Below are 25,242 nucleotides of genomic sequence, written 5' to 3'. Positions count from 1 at the left end.
TTTCGACGCTATTTGAGGAAAGCGTCAAACCCGGTTTTCAGGATCAGTGCGCTGACCACCACGATAAACACCACGCGTACAAAACCCGCACCATGCTTGAGCGCCAGGCGCGTGCCCAGCAGGCTGCCCACCACGTTGGCCAAGGCCATGGTCAGCGCGAAATGCCACCAGACATGGCCCTTGTACGCAAACAGCAGCAGGGCGGCCAGGTTGGTGGCCGTGTTGAGCAGCTTGGCGGAGGCCGAAGCGGTCAGAAAGTCGTAACCCAGCCAGCGCACAAACAGGAAGACAAAAAAGCTGCCGGTGCCCGGGCCGAAAAATCCGTCGTAAAAACCCAGCAGGATACCGATGGTGCAGGCCGCCCAGGTTTCAGCGCGACCGGAAAACCGTGGTGCGTGGGTGCGCCCCAGGTCCTTGCGGACCAGGGTGTACAAGAGCACGGCCAGCAGCACAAACGGCAGGACCTTGCGCAGAAAGCCCGGGGAAATCACGGTGACCAGCCAGGCGCCCGCAAACGAGCCGCCAAAACCGGCCAGCGCGGCCGGCAGCAGGGCGGCCCAGCGCATGTCCACGCGCCGGGCGTATTGCACGGTAGCCACCGCCGTGCCCCAGACCGATGCGCCCTTGTTCACGCCAAACAGCGTCGCCGGGTGGGTGGTGGGAAACACGGCGAACAGGGCGGGCACCAGAATCAGCCCGCCGCCACCGACGATGGAGTCCACAAAACCCGCCAGCAGCGAGGCCAATGACACGATCAGTAATTCCATCGGCGAATTGTCTCATTGGGTCCGGCGGTGACAGGCTTGAGGCCCGGCCCCGTCCACAGAAGCATCGGAGGGGCCAGGCAAAAAAAAGCGCCGGGTTGACCGGCGCCTGGTAAAAAACATCTCTCTGGATGCCAATTTTGTTGTCTGTTGTGCTTGTGCGAGTTTGTCTCCTCGGCCCTCTGCGAGCAGCTTGGCTCGTATGCAGATCGCTTACTGTATTGTGCGCACCCACTTAGTGCATCGGGACTTTCCCTTCCCCGTACCGGGGGGGCTGTCGTCCCGCCCAGCCGCCGGGGAGGTGTCAAAAAACGAGCGCAGCAAGCATGGCACGACTTATGCCTGTTACGAGATGTTCGCTCCATTTGGCACACATCGGAAATCACCATGCACCACAAGAGGTTAGTCACATTGGGTTGGGGGATCGGGCTGCTGTTGGCCGCCATGCTCGCCGGAGCGCAGACACCGGCGCCCGCAGAGACGGCGCCCGCCGCGCCGCTTGCCAGCGCGCCTGCTGAGCGGGTGGCGCCCGTGGCGGCCGTGCCGCCTGCTACAACCGCAGCCCCAGCCCCCGCCCCGATCCCGGCCCCCCTGACCCGCCCGGGTCTGGTGGCCGCCGACACACTCAGCGGCGCCGACACCGCCTGGATGATGACCTCGACGGCCCTGGTGCTTCTGATGACCTTGCCGGGTATTGCCCTGTTTTACGGCGGCATGGTGCGCAAGAAGAACGTGCTCAACACCATGGCCTGCGTGGTGGCCATTTGCGCTGTCGTCAGCCTGCTGTGGTTTGCCGTCGGCTACTCCCTGGCCTTCACGCCGGGCAGCGGCGCGCTGGGTCCCTACATGGGGGGTGGCGAGCGGCTCTGGTTTGCCGGGCTGGATTACGTCAAGGACGCGCAGAAAGTCGCGGTCAGCCATATCGCGCCGAATATCCCCGAGTCGGTCTATGCGATGTTCCAGCTGACCTTTGCCATCATCACCGCGGCGCTGGTGGTCGGTGCGTTTGTGGAGCGCATGCGTTTTTCAGCCATGCTGTGTTTCATCTGCCTCTGGACCGTGGTCGTTTATGCACCCATTGCGCACTGGGTCTGGGAGCCCAATGGCTGGCTGGCGCAACTTGGGGCCCTCGATTTTGCGGGTGGTTCCGTGGTCCACATCAATGCCGGTGTGGCGGGGCTGGTCTGTGCCTACGTGCTCGGGCCGCGCCGCGGCTACGGTCGCGAGGCCTTCACGCCCTTCAACCTAGGGCTCACCATGGCTGGTGCCGGCATGCTCTGGGTGGGCTGGTTCGGCTTCAATGCCGGTTCCGCCGTGGCCTCCGACGGCCGGGCCGGCCTGGCGATGGCGGTAACGCACATCGCCGCCGCCGCCGGCGCCCTGTCATGGATGGCCGCCGAGTGGATGGTTCGCAAGCGGCCCACCTTGCTCGGCCTGTGTTCGGGGCTGGTGGCCGGGCTGGTCGCCATCACGCCGGCGGCCGGCTTTGTCTCGCCGCGTGCGGCGCTGGCCATCGGGCTGATTGCCGGCGTCGCCTGTTACTGGGGCGCCACCGGTCTGAAACGCCTGCTCAATGCCGACGACTCCCTCGATGTGTTCGGCGTACACGGCGTGGGCGGCATCGTCGGCTCGCTGCTGACCGGCGTGTTTGCCAGCAAGACCATCTCGGGCGTTGAAGGCAGCGTGCTGACCCAGGCCATCGGTGTGGGCGCCGTGCTGGTTTACAGCCTGCTCATGACGGCCGTGGTGCTCTGGGTCACTTCGCAGGTGTTCAGCCTGCGGGTCAGCGACAGTTCGGAATCCGACGGCCTGGACATCGCCCAGCACGCCGAGCGGATCGGCACCTGATGGAGGGCCCTGGCATGCCCTCCAGCGAAAAAATAGCGATTGCTGCCCACCTGCATGTGTTGCTGCGCAGAAAGACCGGGCGCGTGACCGACACCGAGTGGATGGCGACCAACGCCGAATATGCCGCCGAAATTGTCCGTTTCTCGCGCGAGAAGGCAGCCGAAGAAGGTCACCTCGATCTTGGTGTCTGGGCCGACCGCCTGGAAGAAATCATGACCTCTCCGGAGGCCAGACACCGCGTGCCGCTGGTCAGGATGATGGCCGATGCGGTCAGGGAGCGCGGCGCGGCGTCACCGACGGCCGCTGCGCAGGTGCCGGACCAGCAGGGTGCCCGTTCGGTCAACACCGAGGAAGATGTCTACCCCGAGTCGGGTTTCATCGAGTCGACGTTTGGCACCTTGTTTGGCGAAAGTGAGAAACACCGCGAGCGAAAGCCGCGCGATCCGGACGCCCCTCGTTATGTGAAGGGACTGCGCTGAGCGCGCGCCAGCCGCGAGTCACTTCAGCGTGATGCCGGCGCCAGCGTGAAATAAAAGCATGCGCCCTGACCGGGTGCCGATGTGGCCCAGATGCGTCCGCCGTGGCGCGTGACGATGCTGCGGGCAGTCGCCAGGCCGATGCCGGCACCGGCAAATTCACTCGGCGAGTGCAGGCGCTGGAAAGCCGTGAATAACTTGTCGGCATAGGCCATGTCAAAGCCGACGCCGTTGTCCCTCACGAAAAAGATGATCTCGCCGTCGGTGTCTGGCTCGCTGCCCACGGTGATCTCGGCGTGCGCCTGCCGCGAGGTGAATTTCCAGGCATTGCCCAACAGGGTGTTCAGCAAGTGAAGTACCAGCCCGGCGTCGGCCTGCACCGCCGGCAGCGTCTGGACCCGGCTGGCTACAAGGCGCTCCGGGTGCTGTTGCTGGAGCGATTTCAGAATCGCGCCGGCCATGGCGCCCAGGTCCACCTGCTCGCGGCGTGACTGCGTGCGCGACAGCTGCGCCAGCGCCAGCAGGCTGTCGGTCCGTTCGTTCATCTGGCTGACCCCGGCACGGATGCGCTGGAGGTAGTGCCTGCCGCGCTCACTGATGCCGGCTGCCATTTCCTTTTCCAGCAGGCGGGTCATGCCGTTGATGGCAATGTAGGGCTGGCGCAGGTCATGGGCCAGCGCCTGCGAGAAAGCCTGCAGCTCCAGGGTGGCTGCCGTGAGCTCTGCGGTGCGTTTTTCCACGCGGGTTTCCAGCTCCGCGTTGAGCTGCAGGATCTGCTGCTCGGCCAGCTTGCGCTCGGTGATGTCGCGCAGGATCACGCTGCCTTGCACGTCGCCCTCGCTGTTCACGTGCTGCGACGAAGAAGCTTCGGCCGGAAAGCGGGTGCCGTCCCCGCGTACGCAGGTGAGTTCGCCGCGGAACCTGGCCGAACGGCTGATCTGCGTCATCAGCCCGGCCATGGCTGGATCCGTCGCGTCCACGAGACCGGCGATGCCCGCTGCCCTGATTTGCTGTTCGCTCATCCTGAACATGGTGCAGGCGGCCTGGTTGGCCGCGACCACCGTGCCGTCCGGCAGGCTCTGCAGAAAGCCGTCCAGGCTGGTTTCCACCACCAGCCGGAAGCGCTCCTCGCTGATGCGCAGGGTGTCCTCCGCTGCCAGCAGGCTGCGGTGGCGACGTGCCCGGCTCTGCGCCGCGGAGACCAGCGTTTCTGGGGAAACCGGCTTGGTGATGAAGTCATCGCCGCCTTGCCGCAGCGCCTGGGCCTGCTTGTCCAGGCTGGTTTCGGTAGACAGAAAGATGATGGGTACCCGGACGAACTCGGGTTGCTGCCGGATCAGGGTGGCCAGTTCGATCCCGTTGCATTGCGGCATGTGGATGTCGCAGGTGATCACGTCGGGCCGGAAATCCACCAGCGGCGCCATGACCTGGGGGGGCTCGGTGACGATACAGGTCTGCATGCCTGCTGCCTGCAACACGCCGGCATAAAAACCCGCCAGCGCTTCGTCGTCCTCGATGATCAGTACCCGGTAGGGCTGCGTCGGCTCCGCAGAGGTGAGCAGGTCCAGCAGGGCGATGATGGCCCGCACATCCAGTGGGCGCGGGAAGTAACCGGCTGCCCCGGCCCGCACGGCGGCCAGGCGGGTCGGGAAGTCCGTGCCGGCGCCCATGAGAAGCAGGGGCGCTCTGCCCTCTGTGGTCGGGCCGGGCGCGGCCAGCCCCTGCCGCGCCACCAGAGGGTCTGCAGAAAACGCGATGTCGGCAAGAATGGCCGCCGGCGCTTCCTGCAGCGCCGCCTGGTTGGCCTCAGCAGGCCGGGAGAACACGCGGATCTGGTAGCCGCCATGGCCAAGCTGATCAGCAAGCTGGCTGGCTGCCACCCCGTCAGGATCGATGATGTGAAGCAGCCGTGCCGGCCCGGCGGGCTGTCGCACGGCTGCTTCACTGCTGGCCGTGGGGGCGGAGGCTGGAGCGTCGGCGCCTGACCCGTCCTTGGTCGCGGCGGCTTTGAGTGCCTCCAGACTGGCTTGCAGCATGAGACGATCGTCGCCGTCCGGAAAACCCGGGACACCGGCGTTTTCCGAGAGAATTCTTTCCATCCTTGCCGCGGCTTCGCTGACGGCAGGAAAACCAAAAGTTCCGCCAGAGCCCGCGAGCTTGTGGGCTTGCGCCAGCACGAAAAGCACAGCCGCCTGGCCGCTGGGTCCGGCGGTGCCGCCGTCAAGCTGGTGCAGCGCCGCCTCCAGCGCACGGATCTTTTCCGGCAACCCGTCCGCATACAGCGCGCGCTGGGTCTGCATGTAAAGGGCGAGGCTGGTCATCGGCATCAAGGCTTTGGAGTTGGAGGGGGCAGGTTCATTATCGGGGTGGCGCCGACCTGGGTTGCCCCCAACGTATCATGCCCCCAGGATGCACGGCGTCCTGAGTCCTTTCGCACAGGCAAGCACCAGCCAGGCCAACCACCCATGACTCATCCGGACAGCAGCAGCACGAAAAAGGCCCACCCGGCCAATGCAGGCCTTCGGTGGGGGCCGCTGCTGATCCTGCTTTTCTGGCTGCTGGTCATGGCTGCCCTGTACGCTGTGATGCGCCAGGTGTTGAAGCCGCCTGCACTGACGGTGGCAGTGACCGGGGAACTGGTGATTCCGCGTGCCCGGGACGGCCACTTTTACGCTCAGGGACAGGTTCATGGCCGGCCTGTCACTTTTCTGGTGGATACCGGCGCTTCGCTGGTGGTGGTCAGCCAGGAGTTCGCGCGGACCGCTGGCTTGGCGGCGGGCGAGGCGACCACCTTCCGGACCGCCAGCGGCGAGTTGGAGGGCCGGATCGTCAAGGGTGTCACGGTGTCGGTCGGTCCGGCCAGCGTTTCGGGTACACGGGTCGGCGTGGGGCTGGTGGGGCCCGATCCCGCCATGGCCCTGCTGGGGCAGAGCTTTCTGTCCCGATTCGAAATCGTGCTGTCCGGGGACAACATGGTGCTGCGCAGCAAATAAGGAGTCCTTGGTCTTCACTTTTCGCATGAGCCAGCCGACGGTCAAGACATAGGTTCTCTCGCCGGTCGCCAGGTGGGGAAAAAGGACGGTAAATAAGTTACTGCCACCCTGGTAATTGATGACTGACACAGGCGCCGCGTCGTCCTAAGATGACACCTGTTCAGCTCTTCCGGCTGACGGCAGGAGACCCCCATGATGCGAGCCATCGTCACCTTTTTGATCAGCGCGTTTGCCTGTGCATGCCTTCCGGCCGTTGCTGCCGATATCTCTGCCTATCAGCGTGGTGTGTTGATCCAGGGGACGATCGAAAAAGGCGACTACGCCAGGATCATCGCGTTCGTCCGGCATCCCGACAACTACGGGCGCTTTGCGCGCATGGTCTATCTGGATTCATCGGGCGGTGACGTGGTCGAGGCCATCAAGATCGCCCACCTGCTTGACAAGAGTTACGCCGCCACCCATGTCGCCAGTGGCGCGCGCTGCTACAGCGCCTGTTTCATTTTGTGGATGGGCGGCGTTACCCGCCATGTGTCCACAGGTGCCACCCTGGGCGTGCATCGCATCCATGTCCAGGTGAAGGAAGGGAGCATTGACCAGCAATCGGCGTATGTCAGCCAGATCGCGCGCACGGTTGAAAACTACATGTCGGGTCTGGGCACACCGCGCGCCATCCTCGACAAGATGAACGCCACCGCGCCGGCAGATCTGTTTGTCATCAGCCCGCGCTGGCTGGCGGAGCAGCAACTGCTCATCGCTGTGTCTTACCGGCTTGGCTTCATTGATGCGGCGCAGGCGCGCTGCGGACCTGAACCCGTGGCGCTGGCCATGAAGGCGAAGGCGCCGCCGGCCGAGGACGAGGCGGATCGCTGGGTCGCGCAGATCAAGAGCTGGATCTCCTGCGCTGACGAGCTGCGCGCCAGCAACCAGAGAGGTGATGGCGTGACCATCGCCGCGCTGATTGGGCAATAGCAAGGCAGCAGGGTGGCTTCGCCTTACACCCCGTCCCGTATCCACTGCGCGGCTTTTTCCGCAATCATCAAGGTGGGTGAATTGGTGTTGCCGCTGGTGATCAGCGGCATCACGCCGGCATCGACCACCCGCAGCCCCGTCACCCCGCGCACCCGCAGGTGGGCGTCGACGACGGCCAGCGGGTCGTCCGCCCTGCCCATTTTGGTGGTGCCCACCGGGTGGAAGATGGTGGTGGCAATGTCGCCGGCCAGCCGCGCCAGGTCGTCATCGCTCTGGAACTGCACGCCGGGGCGGAACTCTTCGGGCTGGTAGCCGGCCAGGGCGCTCTGGCTCACGATGCGGCGCGTGACACGCAGGGAGTCGGCCGCCACCTTCCGGTCCTCGGCGGTGCTGAGGTAGTTGGGTGCGATGGCGGGTGCGTCTTCAAAGTTGCCGCTCTTGATGCGGACCGAGCCGCGGCTGGTGGGGTTGAGGTTGCAGACGCTGGCGGTGAAGGCATTGAAGTTGTGCAAGGGCTCGCCGAATGCGTCGAGCGACAGCGGCTGCACGTGGTACTCGATGTTGGGCCAGGGCTGGTCCGGCGAGCTGCGCGTGAAGGCGCCGAGCTGCGACGGCGCCATGCTCATCGGGCCGGTCTGCCTGAGTGCGTATTCGAGGCCGATTCTGGCCTTGCCCCACAGCGAGCTGGCCAGGGTGTTGAGCGTGAAGTTTTTTGCCTTGCTGCCGGCAATGTTGTTGACCTTGTAGACCGAGCGGATCTGCAGGTGGTCCTGCAGGTTGGCGCCCACGCCGGGCAGGTCCACCAGCACCGGGATGCCGTGCTGTTGCAGCAGCGCCGCCGGGCCGATGCCCGAGAGCTGCAGGATCTGCGGCGAGCCTATGCTGCCGGCGCTCAGGATGACCTCGCCCATCTTGCCCTGCGCCTTGCCGGAGTCGCGCGTGGCAAAGGCCTGGACGCGTTCGTGGCCGGTCCAGACCTCGACGCCGGTGCAGCGCTGGCTGCCGTCGTCCTGGCGTTCGATGACGAGTTTGCAGACCTGCGCGCCGGTCCACATCTCGAAGTTGGGGCGTGCAAAACAGGTCGGGCGCAAAAATGCCTTGGCGGTGTTCCAGCGCCAGCCGCTTTTCTGGTTGACCTCGAAATAACCGACGCCTTCGTTGTTGCCGCCGTTGAAGTCGTCGGTGGCCGGAATGCCCGCCTGCTGCGCCGCCGCGGCAAACGCGTCGAGGATGTCCCAGCGCAGGCGCTGCTTTTCAACCCGCCACTCGCCGCCCATCTTGCGCGCCAGGCCTTCGCTGGCGGCGTGCTGGCTTTTGTGGCCATGCAGGCGCCGGAAGTTCTCGTTGACCTCGGCTTGTGCCTTGCCTTGGGGTGCATCGAGTTTGTAGTGGTCCTCGTGTTTGCGAAAGTCCGGCAGCACCTTGTCCCAGGCCCAGGCATCGTCGCCGCTGAGTTCGGCCCAGCGGTCGTAGTCACGCGCCTGGCCGCGCATGTAGATCATGCCGTTGATGCTGGAGCAGCCGCCCAGCGTCTTGCCGCGCGGGTAACGCAGGCTGCGGCCGTTCAGGCCGGCGTCGGGCTCGGTGTTGTAGAGCCAGTCGGTGCGCGGGTTGCCGATGCAGTACAGGTAACCGACCGGAATGTGGATCCAGTGGTAGTCGTCCTTGCGGCCGGCCTCGATCAGCAACACCCGTTTGGAAGCGTCGGCGCTCAGGCGGTTGGCCAGCAGGCAACCGGCGGTGCCGCCCCCGACGATGATGTAGTCAAAGATGTTTTCGTTCATGCGTCTTGTCTCGTCGTTTTTATTGTGTCGGGTACAGCCGTTCAATCCGGTGGTCTTCGCCAGTGCCATCGCGGAACCGGCTTTGCCGGGCCGCAGGTGGCGCCCCCGGAGGGGGGAGGCGGCCGCAGGCCGCTCCGGGGGGGTACTTACTTTGCCGTGGGCATCACGAATTCCGCGCCCTTGCCAATGCTCTCAGGCCAGCGCTGCATGATGGACTTCTGCTTGGTGTAAAAACGCACGCCTTCCTCGCCGTAGGCATGCATGTCGCCGAACAGGCTTTTCTTCCAGCCGCCAAAGCCGTGCCAGGCCATGGGCACGGGAATGGGCACGTTGATGCCGACCATGCCGACCTGGATGCGGCGTGAAAATTCGCGCGCCACGTTGCCGTCGCGCGTGAAGCAGCTCACCCCGTTGCCGAACTCGTGGGCGTTGATCAGTTCCACCGCTTCTGCCAGGTCCTTGACACGCACGCAGCCGAGCACCGGGCCGAAGATTTCCTCTTTGTAGATCTTCATCTCAGGCGTGACATGGTCGAACAGCGTGCCGCCCATCCAGAAGCCCTGGTCGCAGCCCGCGCCCGCGCTCTGACCGGTGAAGCCGCGGCCGTCGACCAGCAGTTTGGCGCCTTCCTGGACGCCGGTGGTTATGTAGCCGGTGATGCGCTGGTGGGCTGCGGCCGTGACGATGGGGCCCATCTCGGCGTCGAGCTCGACCCCGTTCTTGACGACCAGGGTTTTGGCACGTGCGGCCAGCATGGGAACCAGTTTGTCAGCGACATTGCCGACCAGCACCGCGACCGAAATCGCCATGCAGCGCTCGCCGGCCGAGCCGTAACCGGCGCCAATCAGCGCGTCCACCGCCTGCTCCAGGTCGGCGTCGGGCATCACCACCATGTGGTTCTTCGCGCCGCCCAGCGCCTGCACACGTTTGCCGTGGTGCGCGCCGGTTTCATAGATGTAGTTGGCAATCGGTGTGGAGCCGACAAAAGACACGGCCTTCACGTCGGGGTGCACCAGCAGCGCATCGACCGCTTCCTTGTCGCCCTGCACGACGTTGAACACGCCGTCGGGCAGACCGGCCTGCTTGAGCAGCTCGGCCATGTACAGGCTGGCGCTCGGGTCGATCGGGCTGGGCTTGAGGACGAAGCAGTTGCCGGCTGCAATGGCCACCGGGAACATCCACATCGGCACCATCACCGGGAAGTTGAAGGGTGTGATGCCGGCGACCACACCGAGCGGCTGGCGCAAGGTCCAGTTGTCGATGCCGGTGCTCACCTGGTCGGTGAAGTCGCCCTTGAGCAGCTGCGGAATGCCGCAGGCGAACTCGACGATGTCGATGCCGCGCGAGACCTCGCCCTGGGCATCGGTAAACACCTTGCCGTGTTCGGCCGTGATCATGTGGGCGAGCTTGTCCTTGTTCTGGTTCAGCAGTTCGAGGAACTTGAACATCACACGGGCGCGGCGAATGGGCGGCGTATCGGCCCAGGCCGGGAAGGCCGCCTGCGCCGCGCTGACAGCGGCGTCCACCTCGGCGGCATTGGCCAGCGCCACGCGGCCGGTCACGGCGCCGGTGGCGGGGTTGAAGACGTCCTGCGCACGCCCGGAGTTGCCGGGCACGGGGCGTCCGTTGATGGCGTGGCCTATGGCCTGGACACTGCTGTTCATATTTGGGCGGCTCATATCATTCATGGGTGGGTCTCCTGTAATTAATCTGTGACTAACTCACTAGATTAGCGGACGGGTCAAGCTTTTGCTACTTTGAATTTCTCAGAAGTGTTATAAATATTTTTAATAATGGACATCCAGACACTCCGGATTTTTGTGGCGGTGGCCCGCGAGGGCAGCCTGTCGCGCGCTGCCGACAAGCTGGCCCTGACACAGCCGGCCGTCAGCCTGCAGATTAAAGGCCTGCAAGCTGCCACGGGGCTGACACTGTTCAAGCGCAGCGCGCAGGGCATGAACCTGACGCGCGACGGTGCGGCCCTGCTGCCGCTGGCCGAAAAAGTGCTGGCCGCGCAGGGCGACTTCAAAAACGCCGCGGCCCGCCTGCACAGCCAGGTGCGCGGCCGCCTGCGCATAGGCACCATCCTCGACCCCGAGTTCACCCGGCTCGGGGCTTTTCTGAAGGTGCTGGTGGAAACCGCGCCCCAGGTGGAAACCGAACTGCGCCAGGCCATGAGCGGCGAGGTGCTGGCGCAGATCGACCGCGGCGATCTCGATGTGGGCTTTTACCTCGGCACGCCGGCCCAGCCGCTGGGGGAGGCCGGTGATTTTATGGAAAATCAGGCCTCAGCCCTTACCGTACAAGCGCAGACAGCTATACATTCAGGAGCAAGCCAGGGGCCCGACCGGGCGGCGCGTTTTGCCATGCGGCAGCTGACCCACTTCACCTACCGGGTGCTGGCGCCGGCCGGCTGGGGGCCGCAGGTGCGCGGCAAGGACTGGAAGGCGCTGGCCGCCCTGCCCTGGATTGCCACGCCGCCCGCCTCGGCCCATCACCGGCTGCTGGCCAGCGTGTTTGGTCCGCTGGGGGTCGAGCCGCACCGGGTGGCGCTGGTGGACCAGGAGGCGTCCATGCTGGACCTGGTCAAGTCCGGTGTGGGCCTGAGCCTGGTGCGCGACTCGATCGCGATGCGCGAGTCGCACGCCGCGGGCCTGGTGATTGCCGACCAGGTCAGCCTGCAAAGCGTGCTGAGTTTTGTCAGCCTGAGCGCGCAGCGCCAGGCGCCGGTGGTGGCCAGTGCCTGGCAGGCGATCGAGGCCGTGTGGGGCACCCCATGAATCGCGTGCCGGCGGACTGTTCGCCGGTTCCGGGCCGTGCCAGGCGAGCCTCACCCCCCGCGCTGTAGGACAGGGCAGGGTATCGATTGGGGACAAATGCCCTGGTGGGCGCACCGATCGCTGGATTAACATGGACCAGACGGGCGGCTGTCGTGCAGCTAAACCGGATCGCCGCCCCGTTCCGTCCATCGATCCCAAGCTGTTTGCACCTATCGACACCATGCCATCTCCGGAGGACGCTGCCGCGAGCGGATCTGCTCCGCACATTGACTCGCAGGACTCGCCCGACGGTGCGTGTTGTGTGGTGCTGGGTCCGTGGACGGCCGCCGAACTCACGGCCCAGCCGGCGTGGCAGGATCTGACGCTCCAGCTCAAGACGCTGGCGGCTGCTTCGGCCAGCACCGCCCTGTGGGACTTGCGCCAGATCGGGCAACTTGACCATCTGGGCGCCCAGGTACTGTGGGACCACTGGGGCCGGCAATGGCCCGACAAGCTGGAGGTGCTGCCTGCGCAACGCGCGGTGCTCGACCGCGTGGCCCAGTTCAGTGTGGACCGGCCCGAGCCGCCGGTGACCAGTTTGCGGGAATCCTTTCTGTCGCTGGGCGAGGGCATTCTGAAGGTGGTGGATCACGGCGCGGACCTGCTGGCCCTGGTCGGCCGGCTGCTGCTGAACCTGATCAAGCTGGTCAAGAATCCGCGCGAAGGCCCGTGGCGCGACCTCTCCGGCCACCTCTACCACATCGGTGCGACGGCGCTGCCCATCACTGCACTGGTCGGCTTCCTGATCGGTGTGGTGCTCGCCTACCTGATCTCGCAGCAGTTGCGCCAGTTTGGCGCCGATGCTTTCATCGTCAACATTCTGGGGATTTCGCTGATCCGCGAGCTCGGGCCAGTGCTGGCCGCCATCCTGATTGCCGGGCGTTCCGGTTCGGCGATCACGGCCCAGATCGGCGTGATGCGCGTGACCGAAGAGCTCGATGCCATGCGCGTGATGGGCATTGCCCACAGCTACCGGCTGGTCATGCCGCGCGCCATGGCGCTGGCCATCGTGATGCCGCTGATCAGCGTCTGGACCACGATTGCAGCCCTGCTCGGCGGCATGCTCGCCGCCGACCTGGTCATGGGTGTGACGCCATCCTTTTTCATCAATGCCCTGCCCGAGGCGGTGGAGGCCGCCAACCTGACACTGGCCACGGCCAAGTCGGTGGTGTTCGGTGTGCTGATTGCGCTGATCGGCTGCCACTTTGGCCTGCGTGTCAAACCCAACACCGAAAGCCTGGGCCAGGGCACCACGTCCTCCGTGGTCACCTCGATCACGGTGGTCATCCTGGTCGATGCACTTTTTGCAGTGCTGTTCAAGAGCATCGGCGTATGAATATCGCCCCCACGCTCGTCACTGCGTGTACTTCGCTGCCCCCCGAGGGGGCCGCTGCGCCTGCGGCCCGGCGAAGCCGGTTCCGCGGCCCCTGCTTGAAGTGGGGAGTCCCGCCTTCATTCGGAACAACTCCGGGGTGTGCGCGATGAGTGACATGATTGTTGACATTCGCGATCTGTGGACGGTGTTCAAAAACGGCAAGAAGGAGGCCGTCATTCACCAGGACCTGAACCTGCGCATAGAGCGCGGCGAGTTCATGTCGCTGGTCGGTGGCTCGGGGTCGGGCAAGACCGTGCTGCTGCGCGAGATGCTGGGGCTGGAAGCACCGACCCGCGGCGAGATCACCGTGCTGGGCAAGCCGGCGGCCGAGCTGGGCAAGCGCGGCGCGGCGCGCCGCGTCGGCATGCTGTTCCAGCACGGGGCGCTGTTTTCGGCCTTCACGGTGCTGGAAAACATTGCCTTCCCGCTGCGCGAGCTCAAGACCCTGCCCGACGCGCTGATCCGCGAGGCGGCCATGGTCAAGCTGCAGATGGTCGGCCTGGCGCCCGAACATGCCGACAAGATGCCGGCCGACCTGTCCGGCGGCATGGTCAAGCGGGTGTCGCTGGCGCGTGCCCTGATCATGGACCCGCCGCTGCTGCTGCTCGACGAACCGACCGCCGGCCTGGACCCGGAGAGCTCCGACAGCTTCTGTGCCCTGCTGCGTTCGCTGCACCGCGACATGGAACTCACCGTGGTGATGGTCACGCACGACCTGGACACGCTGTTCGAGCTCAGCACGCGCATTTCCGTGCTGGCCGACAGGCAGGTCATCGTCAGCGGTCCGCCCCGCGACGTGATTGCCTTTCCGCACCCCTTTATCCGACACTTTTTTCTTGGCGAGCGGGGCCAGCGCGCGATGGAGTTGCTGCGCGAATACCCCTTCACCGTCTGATGCATGGCTGCAAATTCATTTTTTGGGCGAACTGCGGCGTTGCGCGGTGCTCGCAATCCTCATGTACCTGGGTACATTCCGGTTGCTGCGCGCCGGGCGCCTTGCATTTCATCCCAAAAATCTGAATTTTCAGCCATGCATCGCTACTGCTATTAAGAGAGGTTTTCAAAATGGAAAACAAAGCCCATGCCATGGCCGCCGGCGCTTTTGTGCTGGTGGTGGCTGCCCTGCTGGCGCTGCTGGCCGTCTGGCTGACGCGCGACAACGGCGAGCGCCACCTCTACGAGTTGTCCACCCGCGAGACGCTGTCGGGCCTGCAGCCGCAGGCGCAGGTGCGTTTTCGCGGCGTGCCGGTCGGCAAGGTCGAGTTCATCGGTTTTGACCACAAGACCAAGGGCAATGTGCTGGTGCGCATCTCGGTCGATGTCGGCACGCCCCTGACCCAATCGACGTTTGCCACCGTCAGCTCGCAGGGCGTCACCGGGCTGGGTTTCATCCAGCTCGAAGACGACGGCCCTTCCACCGTGCTGCTGGTGCCCAACGACGACGACCCGCCGCGCATCCCGCTCAAGCCCGGCCTGCTCGACAAGCTGCTCAACAAGAGCGAGGTGATCATGGACCAGGTCGAGGCGGCCAGCACCCGACTCAACAAGCTGCTCGGCGACGGCAATCAGCAGGCCTTGATGGCCGCTGTCCAGCAGTTCGGCCAGGCGGCCGACAGCATCAACAAGGTGGTTCTGAAACTGGACCCGGTGGTCGCTTCGCTGCCCAAGCTGAGCCAGGAGGCCAGCGTCACCATGAAGTCGCTGAAAACCGCGGCCGACGATGTCTCCAAAACCGCCACCGAGGTGGGAACCACCGCCGAGCGTCTGAACGCCAAGGACGGCCCCATCGACAAGCTGGCCGCGGGCGGTGCCGCCCTGACGGCTACGGTGGAGACCTTCAGCGCGGCCACCCTGCCAAGGCTGGGAGAAGTGGCCGAGGAAACCGCCCGCGCCATGCGTCAGCTCAGGCGCACCGTCAACGCGGTGGACGACAACCCGCAATCGCTGATTTTCGGCAACGGCCCGCCCACGCCCGGCCCGGGCGAGACGGGCTTCACCGCTCCCGGAGGAAAACCATGAACCCCATGAACCCTGTCAACGCTATCAATACCGTAGCTGCCGACGCCCGAAAGATAAAGGCTACAGGCCGATTTGGCATGATGTTTCTGGTGGCGCTGGCGCTTTCCGCCTGCTCGGCCCTGCCCGACAAGCCGCTGCGCGCCGCGCTTTATGACTTCGGTCCCGGTCTGCTGAACCCACCGCCCGCGACGCGGCAGGCGCCGCTGCCGCCGCTGGCGCTGGCTGATATTTCAACGCCCGGCGGCGCGCTGGACAACCAGGCGGTGCTGTATCGGCTGGCCTACGCCGATGCGCAGCAGTTGCGCCCCTACTCGCAGGCGCGCTGGAGCATGCCGCCTGCGCAGCTGGTGCGCCAGCGCCTGCGCGAGACGCTGGGCCGCGACCGGGCTGTCTTCAACGCCGGGGAAGGTCCGGCCCTGAACCGCAGCGCCGCCCTGGGGCCGCCGCCGCGCACGCTGCAGCTGCAGCTCGAGGAATTCAGCCACCTGTTCCAGTCACCGGCCAGCAGCACCGGCCTGGTCCGGCTGCACGCCACCTTCGTGGAAAACACGCCGAGCGGTGAAAAACTGCTGGCCCAGCGCTACTTCACGGTCCAGCGTCCGGCGACCAGCGCCGACGCGGCCGGTGGCGTGCGCGCACTGACCGCGGCGACCGACGCAGCGATTGAGGAGATCTCGCAATGGCTGCAGCAAATCCCCTGAACACCGCCGCGCCCCAGGGCGAGAACACCCCTCTTCCGGGGGAACCGGGCAGCGCCACGCCGCAGGCCCGCGAAGCGGCGGGCGCGGCGGCGCCCCGTTCACTGGAAGAACAATTGCAGCAAGCCGGGCTGGAAGTGCTGGGCAGCTGCCAGAAGATGTCCGGCCGCGGCCCCGCGCTGCTGCAGCACTCGGCCCTGCTGGAAGACTTCACGATGAAGGAGCTCGACACCCTGGGGGAAGCCATGCTGCTGATCCGCGCGCAGCCCGGGCAGGTGCTGATCGCCGAGGGTGATGCCGGCGACTGGATGCTGCTGCTGCTCAGCGGCACGGTCGATGTGACCAAAACCACCCCGGCGGACGACGAGGACCCGGATGCCGCGGACAACAAGTCCCGCCTCGGCGTGACCACCGAGGGCGCGGTCCTCGGCGAAATGTCGATGTTCGACCGCGACGTGCGTTACGCCACCTGCACCGCCATCGACGCGGTGGAGGCCGCGGTGCTGAGCCGCACCGCCATAGGGCAGCTGATCCGCCAGCACCCCGGTGTTGGCGCGAAGCTGATGGTCAAGATCACCCAGTTGCTGGCGCAGCGCCTGCGCAACACCAGCAACCGGCTGGTCCGGTTGCTGCAGAAAAAATAGCTGCTGGTGCTCGCCGGTACTGGGGTGGAGGCTGATTTGACTGATTCCATGAGACGACGAACATGAACACACCCGCTTTGCGCGGTGGCCTGCTGGCGCTGCTGGCGGCGACACTTTTCGGTGTCAGCACGCCGCTGGTGCAGTACCTGGGCCGGGGCCTGGGGCCGCTGACCACGGCAGCCCTGCTGTACGCCGGTGCCGCGCTGGCCGGCGCGTTGCTGAGGAAAGGCCGTCAGCAGGAAGCCCGGCTCCAGCGCAGTGATGGGCGGCGCTTGCTGGCCGTGGTTGTTTTCGGCGCCGTGATCGGGCCGGTGGCACTGGCCTGGGGCCTGCAGCGCACCAGCGGCGCCAGTGCTTCCCTGATGCTGACCCTGGAGGCGCTGTTCACCGCGCTGCTGGCCTGGCGGCTTTACCGTGAAACCCTGGGCCTACGTGTCTGGGTCGCCATGGCGCTGTTGCTGGCCGGCGGGGCCGTGCTGGTGCTGGACCAGGCCCGCCTGGGCGGGGCCCAGCTCGCCGGCCTGCTGGCCGTGCTGGTGGCCACGGCCGCCTGGGGCATGGACAACACCCTGTCACGCGCGCTCGCCGAGCGCGACCCGGGGCAGGTCGTGCTGGTCAAGGCGGCGCTGGGCGCCACGGTCACGGCGTTGCTCGCGCTGGCGTTCGCCGAACCGGTGCCCGCGCTGGCGGCTGCTGCCGGGCTGCTGGCGGTTGGCGCCACCGGCTACGGCCTGAGCCTGCGCTTTTATTTGCTGGCGCAGCGGGCTTTCGGGGCGGCCCGTACCGGTTCCGTGTTTGCCTTCGCGCCCTTCATCGGCGCGCTGCTCGCACTGGCCCTGGGCGACCGTTCGGTCAGCGTCTGGATGGGCGCCGGCGGGCTGCTGATGCTGGGCGGCGTGTTGCTGCACCTGATGGAGTCACACGGGCATGCGCACCGGCACGCGGCCATGGACCATGAACATGCACACGACCACGCCGATGGCCACCACAACCACAGTCACGTGCCGATGCCCGAGGGATCGCACAGCCACGCACACCACCACGAGCCGCTGGAACACGCCCATCCGCATGTGCCCGACGCACACCACCTGCATCGTCACTGAAGGGATGCCGTTGGAGGCAGACCTGAGTTGCTATTGAAAAAGTAGCTACCAGCGACCGTTCGACATGGCCTGTAGGCGAATTTCCTACAGGCCGCGGCTCAGGATGGGGAACAGCTTGTGCAGGCCGCCGGCCATCACCTCAATGGCCAGCGCGGCCAGGATCAGGCCCATGAGCCGTGTCATCACGTTGATGCCGGTCTTGCCGAGCACGCGGGCGATCGGGTGGGCCAGCGAAAAACACAAAGCGGTGGCCAGGCCGATCACCACCCCGTAACCGACCAGCATGGCAATCTGCAGGAAGTTCTGGGCCTTCTCGGCGTAGATCACCACGGTGGACATCGTCGCCGGGCCGGTCAGCAGCGGAATGGTCAGCGGCACCACGGCGATGCTGGCGCCCATGGCCGCCTTGGCGGCACCGTCTTCCAGCTCATGGGTGTTCGGCTTGGCCTCGGCAGGTTGCGCGTTGAGCATGTTCATGGAGCTGATCAGCAGCAGCATGCCGCCGCCGACCTGGAAGCTGGCCAGCGAGATGCTGAAGAACTCGAGAATCTGCAAGCCCAGCAACGCGCTGCTGGCGATGACCACAAACGCGCTGAACGATGCGGTGACGATGGTGCGGCGGCGCTGCGCCGTGGAAAACCCCTGTGTGTAGTGAATGAAAAAAGGCACGATGGCCAGCGGATTGACGATGGCCAGCAGCGCCACCAGGGGCTTGAAGTCCATCAGCGGCCCCCTGCAATGTCCAGCAGAGCGCCGGTGGTGTAGCTTGAACCGCTGCCGAGCAGCCAGACAATGCTCTGCGCCACTTCGTCGGCGCTGCCCGCCCGATGCATGGGCACCTGGGGCGCCAGGTCGCGCGCGCGGTCGGGCAGGCCGCCCGAGGCGTGGATGTCTGTCTCGATGATGCCGGGCCGCACCGCGTTGACACGTATGCCTTCGGCCGCCACTTCCTTCGCCAGCCCGAGGGTGAAGACGTCCACCGCGCCCTTGGCTGCCGCATAGTCCACATACTGGCCGGGGGCGCCGAGGCGGGCCGCGGCGCTGGAAACATTGACGATGGCGCCGCCTTCGCCGCCGTAGCGCGTGCTCATGCGTTTGACGGCTTCACGCGCGCAGACCATGGTGCCGATCACGTTGATGTCGAACATGCGTTTGAGGCGCGCCACGCTCATCCCGTCCACCCGCGAGGTCTGGTCCACCACGCCGGCGTTGTTGACCAGGGCGGTGAGCCGCCCGAGCTTGGCGTCGACTTTTTCAAACATGGCCAGCACCTGGCTTTCCTCGGCCACGTCGGCCTGCACCGTGATGGCCGTGCCGCCGCCCTGGCGTATTCTCCGCACCACCTCGTCGGCAGCGAGCGAGTTGGCGGTGTAGTTGACCGCCACGGCGTAGCCGGCGCGGGCGGCCAGCAGGGCGGTGGCGGCGCCAATGCCGCGCGAGCCCCCGGTGATCAGAACAATGTTGGACAAAGCCGGTCTCCAGCAAAAAAATGCAATCCCGGTTACAAACCGGATTGACCCGAATCTACCTCAATCGGCCGCAAGCGCCCCAATCACAGCTTCCCCACTGGAGACTTCCTTGAGCACCACCATCGACTATTACTTCACGCCGCAAAGCCCATGGACTTACCTGGGCCACCAGCGTTTTACGCAGATCGCCAGCGCCGCTGGCGCGGCGGTGCGGGTGCTGCCGGTGGATTTCGGCAAGGTTTTTCCGGTCTCCGGCGGCTTGCCGCTGGGCCAGCGCGCGCCGCAGCGCCAGGCCTACCGGCTGGTGGAGCTGCAGCGTTTCAGCGAACACCTGCAACTGCCGCTGAACCGACAGCCCAAATTTTTCCCGGTGGGGGGCGATCCCGCCGCGCGGCTGATCACGGCGGTGGACCAGGCCGACGGCAGTGCTGCGGCCATGGCGCTGGCCGGCGCGATTTTCAAGGCGGTCTGGGTGGAAGAGCGCAATATTGCCGACGACGCGGTGCTGGCGGAAATTCTGCAGGAGTGCGGCCTGGATGCCGGGCGACTGGCGCAGTCGCACAGCCCGGCCATCCAGCAGCTTTATGAAACCCGCACCCAGCAGGCCATTGATGCGGGGGTGTTCGGCGCGCCGAGCTACGTCGTCAACGGCGAGATCTTCTGGGGTCAGGACCGTCTGGAGCTGCTGGAGAAGAAGCTCAACACAAAGTAAATTGAATTGAATCGTCAACTTGAACAAGGAAATTTTCACCATGGGTAAATTCATCAATCTCACGTCCGCCGACGGCCTGGTTTTTCCGGCCTACGTGGCCGAACCGGCCGGCACGCCGAAAGCCGCCGTGGTGGTGCTGCAGGAAATTTTCGGCGTCAACTCGCACATCCGCTCGGTGGCCGACGGCTACGCGGCGGCCGGTTACCTCGCGGTGGCGCCAGCCACCTTCCATCGTGTCAAGCCGGAGGTGGAGCTTGGCTACACCGAGCCCGACATGAACGCCGGCTTCGCGCTCAAGACCGCGGTCGAGGCCCTGCCGGCGCCTGGTGTGCTGCAGGACATCCAGGCGGCGATCGACCACGCCGGCAAAAGCACCGGCGGCAAGGTCGGCATCGTCGGGTACTGCTGGGGCGGGCTGCTGACCTGGCGCGCGGCCGCCACGCTGTCCGGCCTGTCGGCGGCCGTGCCTTATTACGGTGGCGGCATGACGGCCGGTGACGAACCCGCGCGCCGGCCGGCCTGCCCGGTGCTGGCCCATTTCGGCAACCAGGACCACTGGATTCCGCTGGACACCGTCGAAGCCTTCAAGAAAGCCCAGCCCGGCGTAGAGGTGCATGTGTACGAGGCCAACCACGGCTTCAACTGCGACCAGCGCGGCTCCTGGAACGAGGCGGCGGCCACCCTGGCGAAGCAGCGCACGCTGGCGTTTTTCGCCAAACACCTGGGCTGACCCGTGGGCAGCCCGCATTTCAAGAGGTTTTGGCCTTCAGCCCTTGATTGGCGGGCGCCGGCAGCTCTGCTTTTGATAGCGTTTTCAGTGAGCGCCCGGGCTGCCGACTACAGTGGCCCGCTGTTCGATGCCCACCTGCACTACAACGAGGAGGCCTGGAACGGCAGCGTCGGCCCGCATGGGCCCGCCGACGTGCTGGCGCGCATGCAGCGAAGCGGCGTCAAGGCCATCGTCGCCAACTCGCGGCCCAATGACGGCACCAAGGCGCTGGCGGCTTCGGAGCAGACGGCGCGCGCCGGTGTGACGGTGGTGCCCTTCATTCGCCTCTACCGCAACCGCGCCGACTACGACAACTGGTTTCGCGACGAGACGATTTTCGAGATGGTGCAGGCCGAGTTTGCGCGCGGCGTCAGCGGCGCCCAGGCCGGACCGTACAAGGGCATCGGCGAATTCCATTTGTATGACAGCGCCAATGCCAACGGACCGGTCGCGAAAAAGCTGATGCAGTTCGCCGAGAAAAACAAACTCGCGGTGCTCTCGCATGTGGACGATGTGGCGATTGACCTGCTGATGGCGCATGCGCCCAACGCCAGGTTGATCTGGGCGCACACCGGCATCAGCGGCGCCCCCGTGGCGCGGGTGGAGGCGCTGCTGGCCCGTTACCCGACGCTGATGGGTGAGCTGTCCTACCGGCCCGGCCTGACCTGCGACGCGGGCTCGCTCGACGCCGGGCCGCCCCAAGGCGAGCGCGCCCCCTCGGGGGGCAGCGAGCGACACGCAGTGCGGGAGCGTGGGGGCCCACGTCTTTGCCCGGAATGGCGCGCGCTGCTGCTCAAGTACCCGGGGCGCTTCATGATCGGTTCGGACACCTGGGTCAACCAGCGCTGGCAGTATTACGAAGAACTCATGAAGGGTTACCGCACCTGGCTCGGTGATTTGCCGCCCGATGTGGCGCGGAAAATTGCCTGGGACAACGGCGCGACTCTGTTTGGCGTCAAAGTGCCATGATCAGTCTGCACTATTACCCCAGCACCGCGGCCATGGTGCCGCACATCGTTCTTGAAGACATCGGCGTGCCTTACCAGCGGGTGCTGGTGGACCGCATGCAAAACGCCCACAAGGCACCGGACTACCTCAAGCTCAACCCGAACGGGCTGATCCCGGTGCTGCTCGATGGCGACCTGGTGCTCTATGAAACCGCGGCCATCTGCCTGCACCTGAGCGACATCCATCCCGAGGCAGGACTGGTGCCGGCCGTGGGCACGGCAGCGCGCGCCCACTTCTACAAATGGCTGATGTGGCTGACCAACACCCTGCAGGCCACGCTGATGACCTACTTTTACCCGGAGCGTTCGGTGGCAGCCGGCAATGCCGCCGGCGCAGCGGAGGTCAAGGTGCAGGCCGAAGCAAAAATCGGCACCATGCTCGACCAGCTCGACGCGGAACTGGCACGCCACGGCGGCCCCTGGTTTGCCGGTGAGAACTACAGCGCGCTGGACGCCTATGTGTTCACGCTGTGCCGCTGGACACGCAACTTCCAGTCACCCGCCGCCCGCACGCGTCCGCACCTCGGGCCTTACCTGCAGCGCATGCTGGCGCGGCCGGCGGTGTTGCGGGTGCTGGCGGCGGAAGAGCTGGCGCCGCCCTTTGTCTAGGCGTCCCAGTTCCGGTGCATTGACCACCGCCGCCATGTCCCTGGCTCCTAACGCCTGCTTCTGGCCAGGTAACGCTTGCGCCAGAAGACCGACACCACCCCCACCACCAGCAGCAGCATGAAGCCGAGGGTCCACCAAAAGCCGCCGGTCTGGTGAATCAGGGGCATGAATTCGAAGTTCATGCCGAAAAAACCGGTGATCAGGTTCAGCGGCAGAAACACGGCGGTCAGCGCGGTCAGTGTGCGCATGATGTCGTTGGTGCGGTTGCTTTGCGCGCTGAAGTGGATCTGCACCACCGTTTCGGCCGATTGTTCCAGCCGCCGCGCATGGTGAACCACGCGCTCGATGTGTTCGATGACATCGCGCGCCCGCGCCACCAGCTGGTCACGCCGGGTCTGCGCGAGTTGGGCATCGGCGGCAAACGAGGACATTGGCTGCTCGCGCAATGAATCGAGCCATTCCTGCATGGCGTCGTGCTGCTCGTCGCACAGGTCTTCCAGCACATGCAGCTGGCTGCGCGCGCCCATCAGCGAGCCCCAGTTGATGAAACGCGAATTGGGCTTGAGCAGCTCGGCCTGCCAATGCTCGAGCTGGGTGGTGAGCTCCTTGCGCACGTCGAGGTAGCTGTCCACCATGGCATTGACCATGCGCAGCACCAGGTCGGCCGGGCTGGACGGGATGCGGCTGCGGGTGGAGACGCTGTCCACGCTGAACTTGGCGTCGCTCAGCGAGCGCTGGAGGAAACTTTTGGCGGTGTAGCAGCCGCGCGGGTGCACGCTGATCAGCAGCCGGTCGAAGACCACAAAACCCACGGCCCGTGAGCTGATGCGGTTGAAGGCGGGCAGGCCGCCGCGCGGCTTGATACGCGGCTGGCCGCCCTGGCCGTGGTAGGCCTCGACCGCGGCCTCGTGTTCGACCTCGGCCCGGGTTTCGATCTGCGTGGCCAGCCGCCGGAAGATGATCAGGTCGTAGATCGAGGTGTAGTCGTAGTGCGATGGGTGGACCGGGTTGCGAAGGTCCTGGTCATGCAGGTCCAGCAGGGCCGAGCCGCCCAGTTGCTGTGCCGCCTGATGCACCAGCGCCTCGTGGGTCTCGAATTCGTCACGGTCCAGGAACACCCAGACAAAACCATCGCCCGGTACCTGCGCGGGCAGGGTGTCGGAAAAGCGCAGGCTGTCGGCGGTGAATTCAACTATTTGCACGGGAGTCTGTCCGGTTGATGGTCAAATTGGCCTCTAGCCATTGTCAGTCATGCGCAAGCAGCTATGTTTTTTGTAGCAAACGTGCTGCCGCAATGGCAAAGTAGGTGAGCACGCCGTCGGCGCCGGCGCGCTTGAACGCCAGCAGGCTTTCCATCATCACCGCGTCGTGGTCCAGCCAGCCGTTTTGCGCAGCCGCCTTGAGCATCGCGTATTCGCCGCTGACCTGGTAGGCAAAGGTCGGCACGCCGAACTCGTCCTTCACGCGGCGCACCACGTCCAGGTAAGGCATGCCGGGCTTGACCATCACCATGTCGGCGCCTTCGGCAATGTCCATGGCCACCTCGCGCAGCGCTTCGTCGCTGTTGCCCGGGTCCATCTGGTAGACCTTTTTGTCGGCCTTGCCGAGGTTGCCCGAGGAGCCGACCGCATCGCGGAAGGGGCCGTAAAACGCGCTCGCGTATTTGGCGCTGTAGGCCATGATGCGGGTGTGGATCAGCTGGCGCGATTCGAGCGCCTGGCGGATCGCGCCAATGCGGCCGTCCATCATGTCGCTGGGCGCAACGATGTCCACGCCGGCCTCGGCCTGCGCCAGCGCCTGCCCGACCAGCAGCTCAATCGTCTCGTCGTTCAGGATGTAACCAGTTTCCTTGTCCGGCAGGCCGTCCTGGCCGTGGCTGGTGAAGGGGTCGAGCGCCACGTCGGTCATCACGCCGAGTTCGGGGAAACGCTTTTTCAGTTCGCGCACCACACGCGGCACCAGGCCGTCGGGATTCAGGGCTTCCTTGCCGTCGTAGGTCTTGAGCGAGGCGTCGATCACCGGGAACAGCGCCATCACCGGGATACCGAGTTGCACACACTCTTCGGCCACCGGCAGCAGCAGGTCCAGGCTCAGGCGCTCGACGCCGGGCATGGAGGCCACCGCCTCGCGGCGGTTCATGCCCTCGGTAACAAACACCGGGTAAATCAGGTCATGGGCACTCAGCGCGTTTTCACGGACGAGGTTGCGCGTGAAGCTGTCGCGGCGCAGGCGGCGCGGCCGGCCGAGCGGGTAGGGGGCGAAGTTGGAGGCGTGGAGGGTCATGACCAAATTGTGCCAAAGCTTTGTCAAGGCCGGAAATTCATCGCCGGTGCCGGCCATCTGTGCGCTGCCGAACATAGTCAGCGAAACTATCTTTCACTTTGACCGCACGGTGCTTGTCATCGCCTTGCAGGCGTGGTTAGAATGCGCCGTGTTGTCGTCTTTTTGGCGGCAGCACCCCGCTTTTCCTCCCTGAGCGGGTGCCTTCAAGTGTCACAGCAGACAAGGCTTCCAGGCCCGGTTGACCCAGTGTCATCCGGGCATTTTTTTGTCCGGCATTTTCATAAATCCGCCTTTCGGGCGAATTGCGGCGTTGCGCGGTGCTCGCAATCCTCATGTACCGAAGTACATTCCGGTTGCTGCGCTCCGTGCGCCTTGCACTTCATCCCGAAAGGCGAATTTCTGAAAACGCCGTGAGACGCGTATTAGAGCGCGCACTAAACTACGCTGATGCTCTGGGTCAAATCACTCCACATCGTTTTTGTCGCCAGCTGGTTTGCCGGCCTGTTTTACCTGCCGCGCATTTTTGTCAACCTGGCGATGGTGCCGCCGGAAAGCCTGGCCGAGCATGAGCGCCTGATCCTGATGGCACGCAAGCTCCTGCGCTTCACCACGATGCTGGCGGTTCCCGCGCTGGTTTTCGGCCTGTGGTTGTGGCTGGGTTACGGCATAGGGCGCGGCCCCGGCAATGGCTGGATGCACGCCAAGCTGGTCGTGGTGGTGCTGGCCATTGGCTACCACCATGCTTGCGGCCGCATCCTTGCAAAATTCATCGCACAGCGCAACACGCGCAGCCACGTGTGGTGGCGCTGGTTCAACGAAGTGCCGGTGCTGCTGCTGCTCGCCGCCGTCGTGTTGGTGGTCGTCAAGCCGTTCTGACAGACAGGACGGCACCGCGTGAACT

At 65.4% G+C, this 25,242-nt stretch carries 25 protein-coding genes; 17 read left to right on the top strand and 8 right to left on the bottom strand.

The window, feature by feature from the left end; translation table 11 throughout:
* Positions 1-8 precede the first annotated feature (8 nt).
* Complete coding sequence (locus tag PSV26_RS21935; protein WP_300512128.1) at positions 9-767, bottom strand: TSUP family transporter; 759 nt, start codon at positions 765-767, stop codon at positions 9-11.
* 645 nt (positions 768-1,412) lie between these two features.
* Between PSV26_RS21935 and PSV26_RS21930 the strand changes: the two genes are divergently transcribed.
* Positions 1,413-2,612: an ammonium transporter gene (locus PSV26_RS21930; protein ID WP_300574323.1), complete on the top strand. Its 1,200-nt coding sequence runs from the start codon at positions 1,413-1,415 to the stop codon at positions 2,610-2,612.
* Positions 2,613-2,626: 14 nt separating this feature from the next.
* The gene (locus tag PSV26_RS21925) at positions 2,627-3,091 is read left to right on the top strand and encodes a hypothetical protein (protein ID WP_300574330.1); all 465 of its coding nucleotides are present in this window, start codon (positions 2,627-2,629) and stop codon (positions 3,089-3,091) included.
* Between the two features lie 23 nt (positions 3,092-3,114).
* Here the strand turns inward: PSV26_RS21925 and PSV26_RS21920 are convergent, their stop codons facing one another.
* On the bottom strand, positions 3,115-5,409 hold the full coding sequence (locus tag PSV26_RS21920) for a response regulator (protein WP_300574130.1): 2,295 nt from the start codon (positions 5,407-5,409) through the stop codon (positions 3,115-3,117).
* Between the two features lie 144 nt (positions 5,410-5,553).
* Between PSV26_RS21920 and PSV26_RS21915 the strand changes: the two genes are divergently transcribed.
* Both PSV26_RS21915 and PSV26_RS21910 read left to right on the top strand, forming a co-directional pair.
* Positions 5,554-6,081, top strand: coding sequence for a TIGR02281 family clan AA aspartic protease (locus tag PSV26_RS21915; protein WP_300512132.1), 528 nt, complete (start codon positions 5,554-5,556; stop codon positions 6,079-6,081).
* A gap of 192 nt (positions 6,082-6,273) precedes the next feature.
* A complete protein-coding gene (locus tag PSV26_RS21910; RefSeq protein WP_300574127.1) occupies positions 6,274-7,050 on the top strand; it encodes a hypothetical protein in 777 nt (258 codons plus the stop codon).
* Between the two features lie 23 nt (positions 7,051-7,073).
* Here PSV26_RS21910 and PSV26_RS21905 read toward each other — a convergent pair whose 3' ends face one another.
* Together PSV26_RS21905 and PSV26_RS21900 are read right to left on the bottom strand one after the other, a co-directional pair.
* Entirely contained in the window at positions 7,074-8,834 is a 1,761-nt protein-coding gene (locus PSV26_RS21905; protein ID WP_300574124.1) for a GMC family oxidoreductase N-terminal domain-containing protein, read from the bottom strand.
* 146 nt (positions 8,835-8,980) lie between these two features.
* On the bottom strand, positions 8,981-10,498 hold the full coding sequence (locus PSV26_RS21900; protein ID WP_300574321.1) for a CoA-acylating methylmalonate-semialdehyde dehydrogenase: 1,518 nt from the start codon (positions 10,496-10,498) through the stop codon (positions 8,981-8,983).
* Between the two features lie 129 nt (positions 10,499-10,627).
* Between PSV26_RS21900 and PSV26_RS21895 the strand changes: the two genes are divergently transcribed.
* The 7 genes from PSV26_RS21895 (at position 10,628) to PSV26_RS21865 (ending at position 17,492) form a co-directional block, all read left to right on the top strand.
* Complete coding sequence (locus tag PSV26_RS21895; protein WP_300574121.1) at positions 10,628-11,614, top strand: LysR family transcriptional regulator; 987 nt, start codon at positions 10,628-10,630, stop codon at positions 11,612-11,614.
* Between the two features lie 220 nt (positions 11,615-11,834).
* Positions 11,835-12,989 (top strand): ABC transporter permease, encoded by a 1,155-nt coding sequence (locus PSV26_RS21890; RefSeq protein WP_300574118.1) that lies wholly within the window; start codon positions 11,835-11,837, stop codon positions 12,987-12,989.
* A 145-nt stretch (positions 12,990-13,134) separates the two neighbouring features.
* Positions 13,135-13,923: an ATP-binding cassette domain-containing protein gene (locus PSV26_RS21885; RefSeq protein ID WP_300574115.1), complete on the top strand. Its 789-nt coding sequence runs from the start codon at positions 13,135-13,137 to the stop codon at positions 13,921-13,923.
* Between the two features lie 170 nt (positions 13,924-14,093).
* Complete coding sequence (locus PSV26_RS21880; protein WP_300512139.1) at positions 14,094-15,047, top strand: MlaD family protein; 954 nt, start codon at positions 14,094-14,096, stop codon at positions 15,045-15,047.
* On the top strand, positions 15,044-15,748 hold the full coding sequence (locus tag PSV26_RS21875) for an ABC-type transport auxiliary lipoprotein family protein (protein WP_300574112.1): 705 nt from the start codon (positions 15,044-15,046) through the stop codon (positions 15,746-15,748). The genes PSV26_RS21880 and PSV26_RS21875 overlap by 4 nt, the downstream gene beginning before the upstream one ends.
* Entirely contained in the window at positions 15,727-16,389 is a 663-nt protein-coding gene (locus PSV26_RS21870) for a cyclic nucleotide-binding domain-containing protein (RefSeq protein WP_300512141.1), read from the top strand. The genes PSV26_RS21875 and PSV26_RS21870 overlap by 22 nt, the downstream gene beginning before the upstream one ends.
* Positions 16,390-16,451: 62 nt before the next feature.
* The gene (locus PSV26_RS21865) at positions 16,452-17,492 is read left to right on the top strand and encodes a DMT family transporter (protein ID WP_300574109.1); all 1,041 of its coding nucleotides are present in this window, start codon (positions 16,452-16,454) and stop codon (positions 17,490-17,492) included.
* Between the two features lie 84 nt (positions 17,493-17,576).
* Here the strand turns inward: PSV26_RS21865 and PSV26_RS21860 are convergent, their stop codons facing one another.
* Both PSV26_RS21860 and PSV26_RS21855 read right to left on the bottom strand, forming a co-directional pair.
* On the bottom strand, positions 17,577-18,215 hold the full coding sequence (locus PSV26_RS21860) for a MarC family protein (RefSeq protein WP_300512144.1): 639 nt from the start codon (positions 18,213-18,215) through the stop codon (positions 17,577-17,579).
* On the bottom strand, positions 18,215-18,961 hold the full coding sequence (locus PSV26_RS21855) for an SDR family oxidoreductase (RefSeq protein ID WP_300512145.1): 747 nt from the start codon (positions 18,959-18,961) through the stop codon (positions 18,215-18,217). Before PSV26_RS21855 ends, PSV26_RS21860 begins: the two co-directional genes overlap by 1 nt.
* 109 nt (positions 18,962-19,070) lie before the next feature.
* Here PSV26_RS21855 and PSV26_RS21850 point away from each other — a divergent pair, with 109 nt between their 5' ends.
* The 4 genes from PSV26_RS21850 (at position 19,071) to PSV26_RS21835 (ending at position 22,058) form a co-directional block, all read left to right on the top strand.
* Positions 19,071-19,673, top strand: coding sequence for a 2-hydroxychromene-2-carboxylate isomerase (locus PSV26_RS21850; protein ID WP_300574106.1), 603 nt, complete (start codon positions 19,071-19,073; stop codon positions 19,671-19,673).
* Between the two features lie 40 nt (positions 19,674-19,713).
* Positions 19,714-20,403: a dienelactone hydrolase family protein gene (locus tag PSV26_RS21845; RefSeq protein WP_300574103.1), complete on the top strand. Its 690-nt coding sequence runs from the start codon at positions 19,714-19,716 to the stop codon at positions 20,401-20,403.
* Positions 20,404-20,490: 87 nt separating this feature from the next.
* Positions 20,491-21,411 (top strand): amidohydrolase family protein, encoded by a 921-nt coding sequence (locus PSV26_RS21840; protein WP_300574100.1) that lies wholly within the window; start codon positions 20,491-20,493, stop codon positions 21,409-21,411.
* Entirely contained in the window at positions 21,408-22,058 is a 651-nt protein-coding gene (locus PSV26_RS21835; RefSeq protein WP_300512150.1) for a glutathione S-transferase family protein, read from the top strand. Before PSV26_RS21840 ends, PSV26_RS21835 begins: the two co-directional genes overlap by 4 nt.
* A gap of 47 nt (positions 22,059-22,105) precedes the next feature.
* On the opposite strand, the gene PSV26_RS21830 is transcribed toward PSV26_RS21835, so the two are convergent.
* Positions 22,106-23,260 carry a magnesium transporter CorA family protein gene (locus tag PSV26_RS21830; protein ID WP_300574097.1) on the bottom strand — a complete coding sequence of 385 codons (1,155 nt, stop codon included), beginning with the start codon at positions 23,258-23,260 and terminating at the stop codon, positions 22,106-22,108.
* 61 nt (positions 23,261-23,321) lie between these two features.
* Positions 23,322-24,341 (bottom strand): porphobilinogen synthase, encoded by a 1,020-nt coding sequence (gene hemB / locus PSV26_RS21825; protein ID WP_300512153.1) that lies wholly within the window; start codon positions 24,339-24,341, stop codon positions 23,322-23,324.
* On the opposite strand from hemB, the gene PSV26_RS21820 reads away from it, so the two are divergent.
* Together PSV26_RS21820 and PSV26_RS21815 are read left to right on the top strand one after the other, a co-directional pair.
* Positions 24,340-24,534 carry a hypothetical protein gene (locus tag PSV26_RS21820; protein ID WP_300512154.1) on the top strand — a complete coding sequence of 65 codons (195 nt, stop codon included), beginning with the start codon at positions 24,340-24,342 and terminating at the stop codon, positions 24,532-24,534. The genes hemB and PSV26_RS21820 overlap by 2 nt on opposite strands.
* A gap of 254 nt (positions 24,535-24,788) precedes the next feature.
* Positions 24,789-25,217, top strand: a complete 429-nt coding sequence (locus PSV26_RS21815; RefSeq protein WP_300512155.1) for a CopD family protein — start codon at positions 24,789-24,791, stop codon at positions 25,215-25,217.
* The last annotated feature ends 25 nt before the right edge of the window (positions 25,218-25,242 follow it).

Origin of the sequence: Polaromonas sp. (assembly GCF_029945685.1) — a bacterium.
Lineage (GTDB): Bacteria > Pseudomonadota > Gammaproteobacteria > Burkholderiales > Burkholderiaceae_C > Polaromonas.
Note: the sequence above shows the minus strand (reverse complement) of the source record. Positions and strands in the feature narration are given on the sequence as shown.

Excerpts from the sequence above, each read along its gene's own strand:
- PSV26_RS21935 (WP_300512128.1), bottom strand. The coding sequence starts at position 767 with ATGGAATTACTGATCGTGTCATTGGCCTCGCTGCTGGCGGGTTTTGTG.
- PSV26_RS21930 (WP_300574323.1), top strand. The coding sequence starts at position 1,413 with ATGATGACCTCGACGGCCCTGGTGCTTCTGATGACCTTGCCGGGTATT.
- PSV26_RS21925 (WP_300574330.1), top strand. The coding sequence starts at position 2,627 with ATGCCCTCCAGCGAAAAAATAGCGATTGCTGCCCACCTGCATGTGTTG.
- PSV26_RS21920 (WP_300574130.1), bottom strand. The coding sequence starts at position 5,409 with ATGACCAGCCTCGCCCTTTACATGCAGACCCAGCGCGCGCTGTATGCG.
- PSV26_RS21915 (WP_300512132.1), top strand. The coding sequence starts at position 5,554 with ATGACTCATCCGGACAGCAGCAGCACGAAAAAGGCCCACCCGGCCAAT.
- PSV26_RS21910 (WP_300574127.1), top strand. The coding sequence starts at position 6,274 with ATGATGCGAGCCATCGTCACCTTTTTGATCAGCGCGTTTGCCTGTGCA.
- PSV26_RS21905 (WP_300574124.1), bottom strand. The coding sequence starts at position 8,834 with ATGAACGAAAACATCTTTGACTACATCATCGTCGGGGGCGGCACCGCC.
- PSV26_RS21900 (WP_300574321.1), bottom strand. The coding sequence starts at position 10,498 with ATGAACAGCAGTGTCCAGGCCATAGGCCACGCCATCAACGGACGCCCC.
- PSV26_RS21895 (WP_300574121.1), top strand. The coding sequence starts at position 10,628 with ATGGACATCCAGACACTCCGGATTTTTGTGGCGGTGGCCCGCGAGGGC.
- PSV26_RS21890 (WP_300574118.1), top strand. The coding sequence starts at position 11,835 with ATGCCATCTCCGGAGGACGCTGCCGCGAGCGGATCTGCTCCGCACATT.
- PSV26_RS21885 (WP_300574115.1), top strand. The coding sequence starts at position 13,135 with ATGAGTGACATGATTGTTGACATTCGCGATCTGTGGACGGTGTTCAAA.
- PSV26_RS21880 (WP_300512139.1), top strand. The coding sequence starts at position 14,094 with ATGGAAAACAAAGCCCATGCCATGGCCGCCGGCGCTTTTGTGCTGGTG.
- PSV26_RS21875 (WP_300574112.1), top strand. The coding sequence starts at position 15,044 with ATGAACCCCATGAACCCTGTCAACGCTATCAATACCGTAGCTGCCGAC.
- PSV26_RS21870 (WP_300512141.1), top strand. The coding sequence starts at position 15,727 with ATGGCTGCAGCAAATCCCCTGAACACCGCCGCGCCCCAGGGCGAGAAC.
- PSV26_RS21865 (WP_300574109.1), top strand. The coding sequence starts at position 16,452 with ATGAACACACCCGCTTTGCGCGGTGGCCTGCTGGCGCTGCTGGCGGCG.
- PSV26_RS21860 (WP_300512144.1), bottom strand. The coding sequence starts at position 18,215 with ATGGACTTCAAGCCCCTGGTGGCGCTGCTGGCCATCGTCAATCCGCTG.
- PSV26_RS21845 (WP_300574103.1), top strand. The coding sequence starts at position 19,714 with ATGGGTAAATTCATCAATCTCACGTCCGCCGACGGCCTGGTTTTTCCG.
- PSV26_RS21835 (WP_300512150.1), top strand. The coding sequence starts at position 21,408 with ATGATCAGTCTGCACTATTACCCCAGCACCGCGGCCATGGTGCCGCAC.
- PSV26_RS21820 (WP_300512154.1), top strand. The coding sequence starts at position 24,340 with ATGACCAAATTGTGCCAAAGCTTTGTCAAGGCCGGAAATTCATCGCCG.
- hemB (WP_300512153.1), bottom strand. The coding sequence starts at position 24,341 with ATGACCCTCCACGCCTCCAACTTCGCCCCCTACCCGCTCGGCCGGCCG.
- PSV26_RS21815 (WP_300512155.1), top strand. The coding sequence starts at position 24,789 with ATGCTCTGGGTCAAATCACTCCACATCGTTTTTGTCGCCAGCTGGTTT.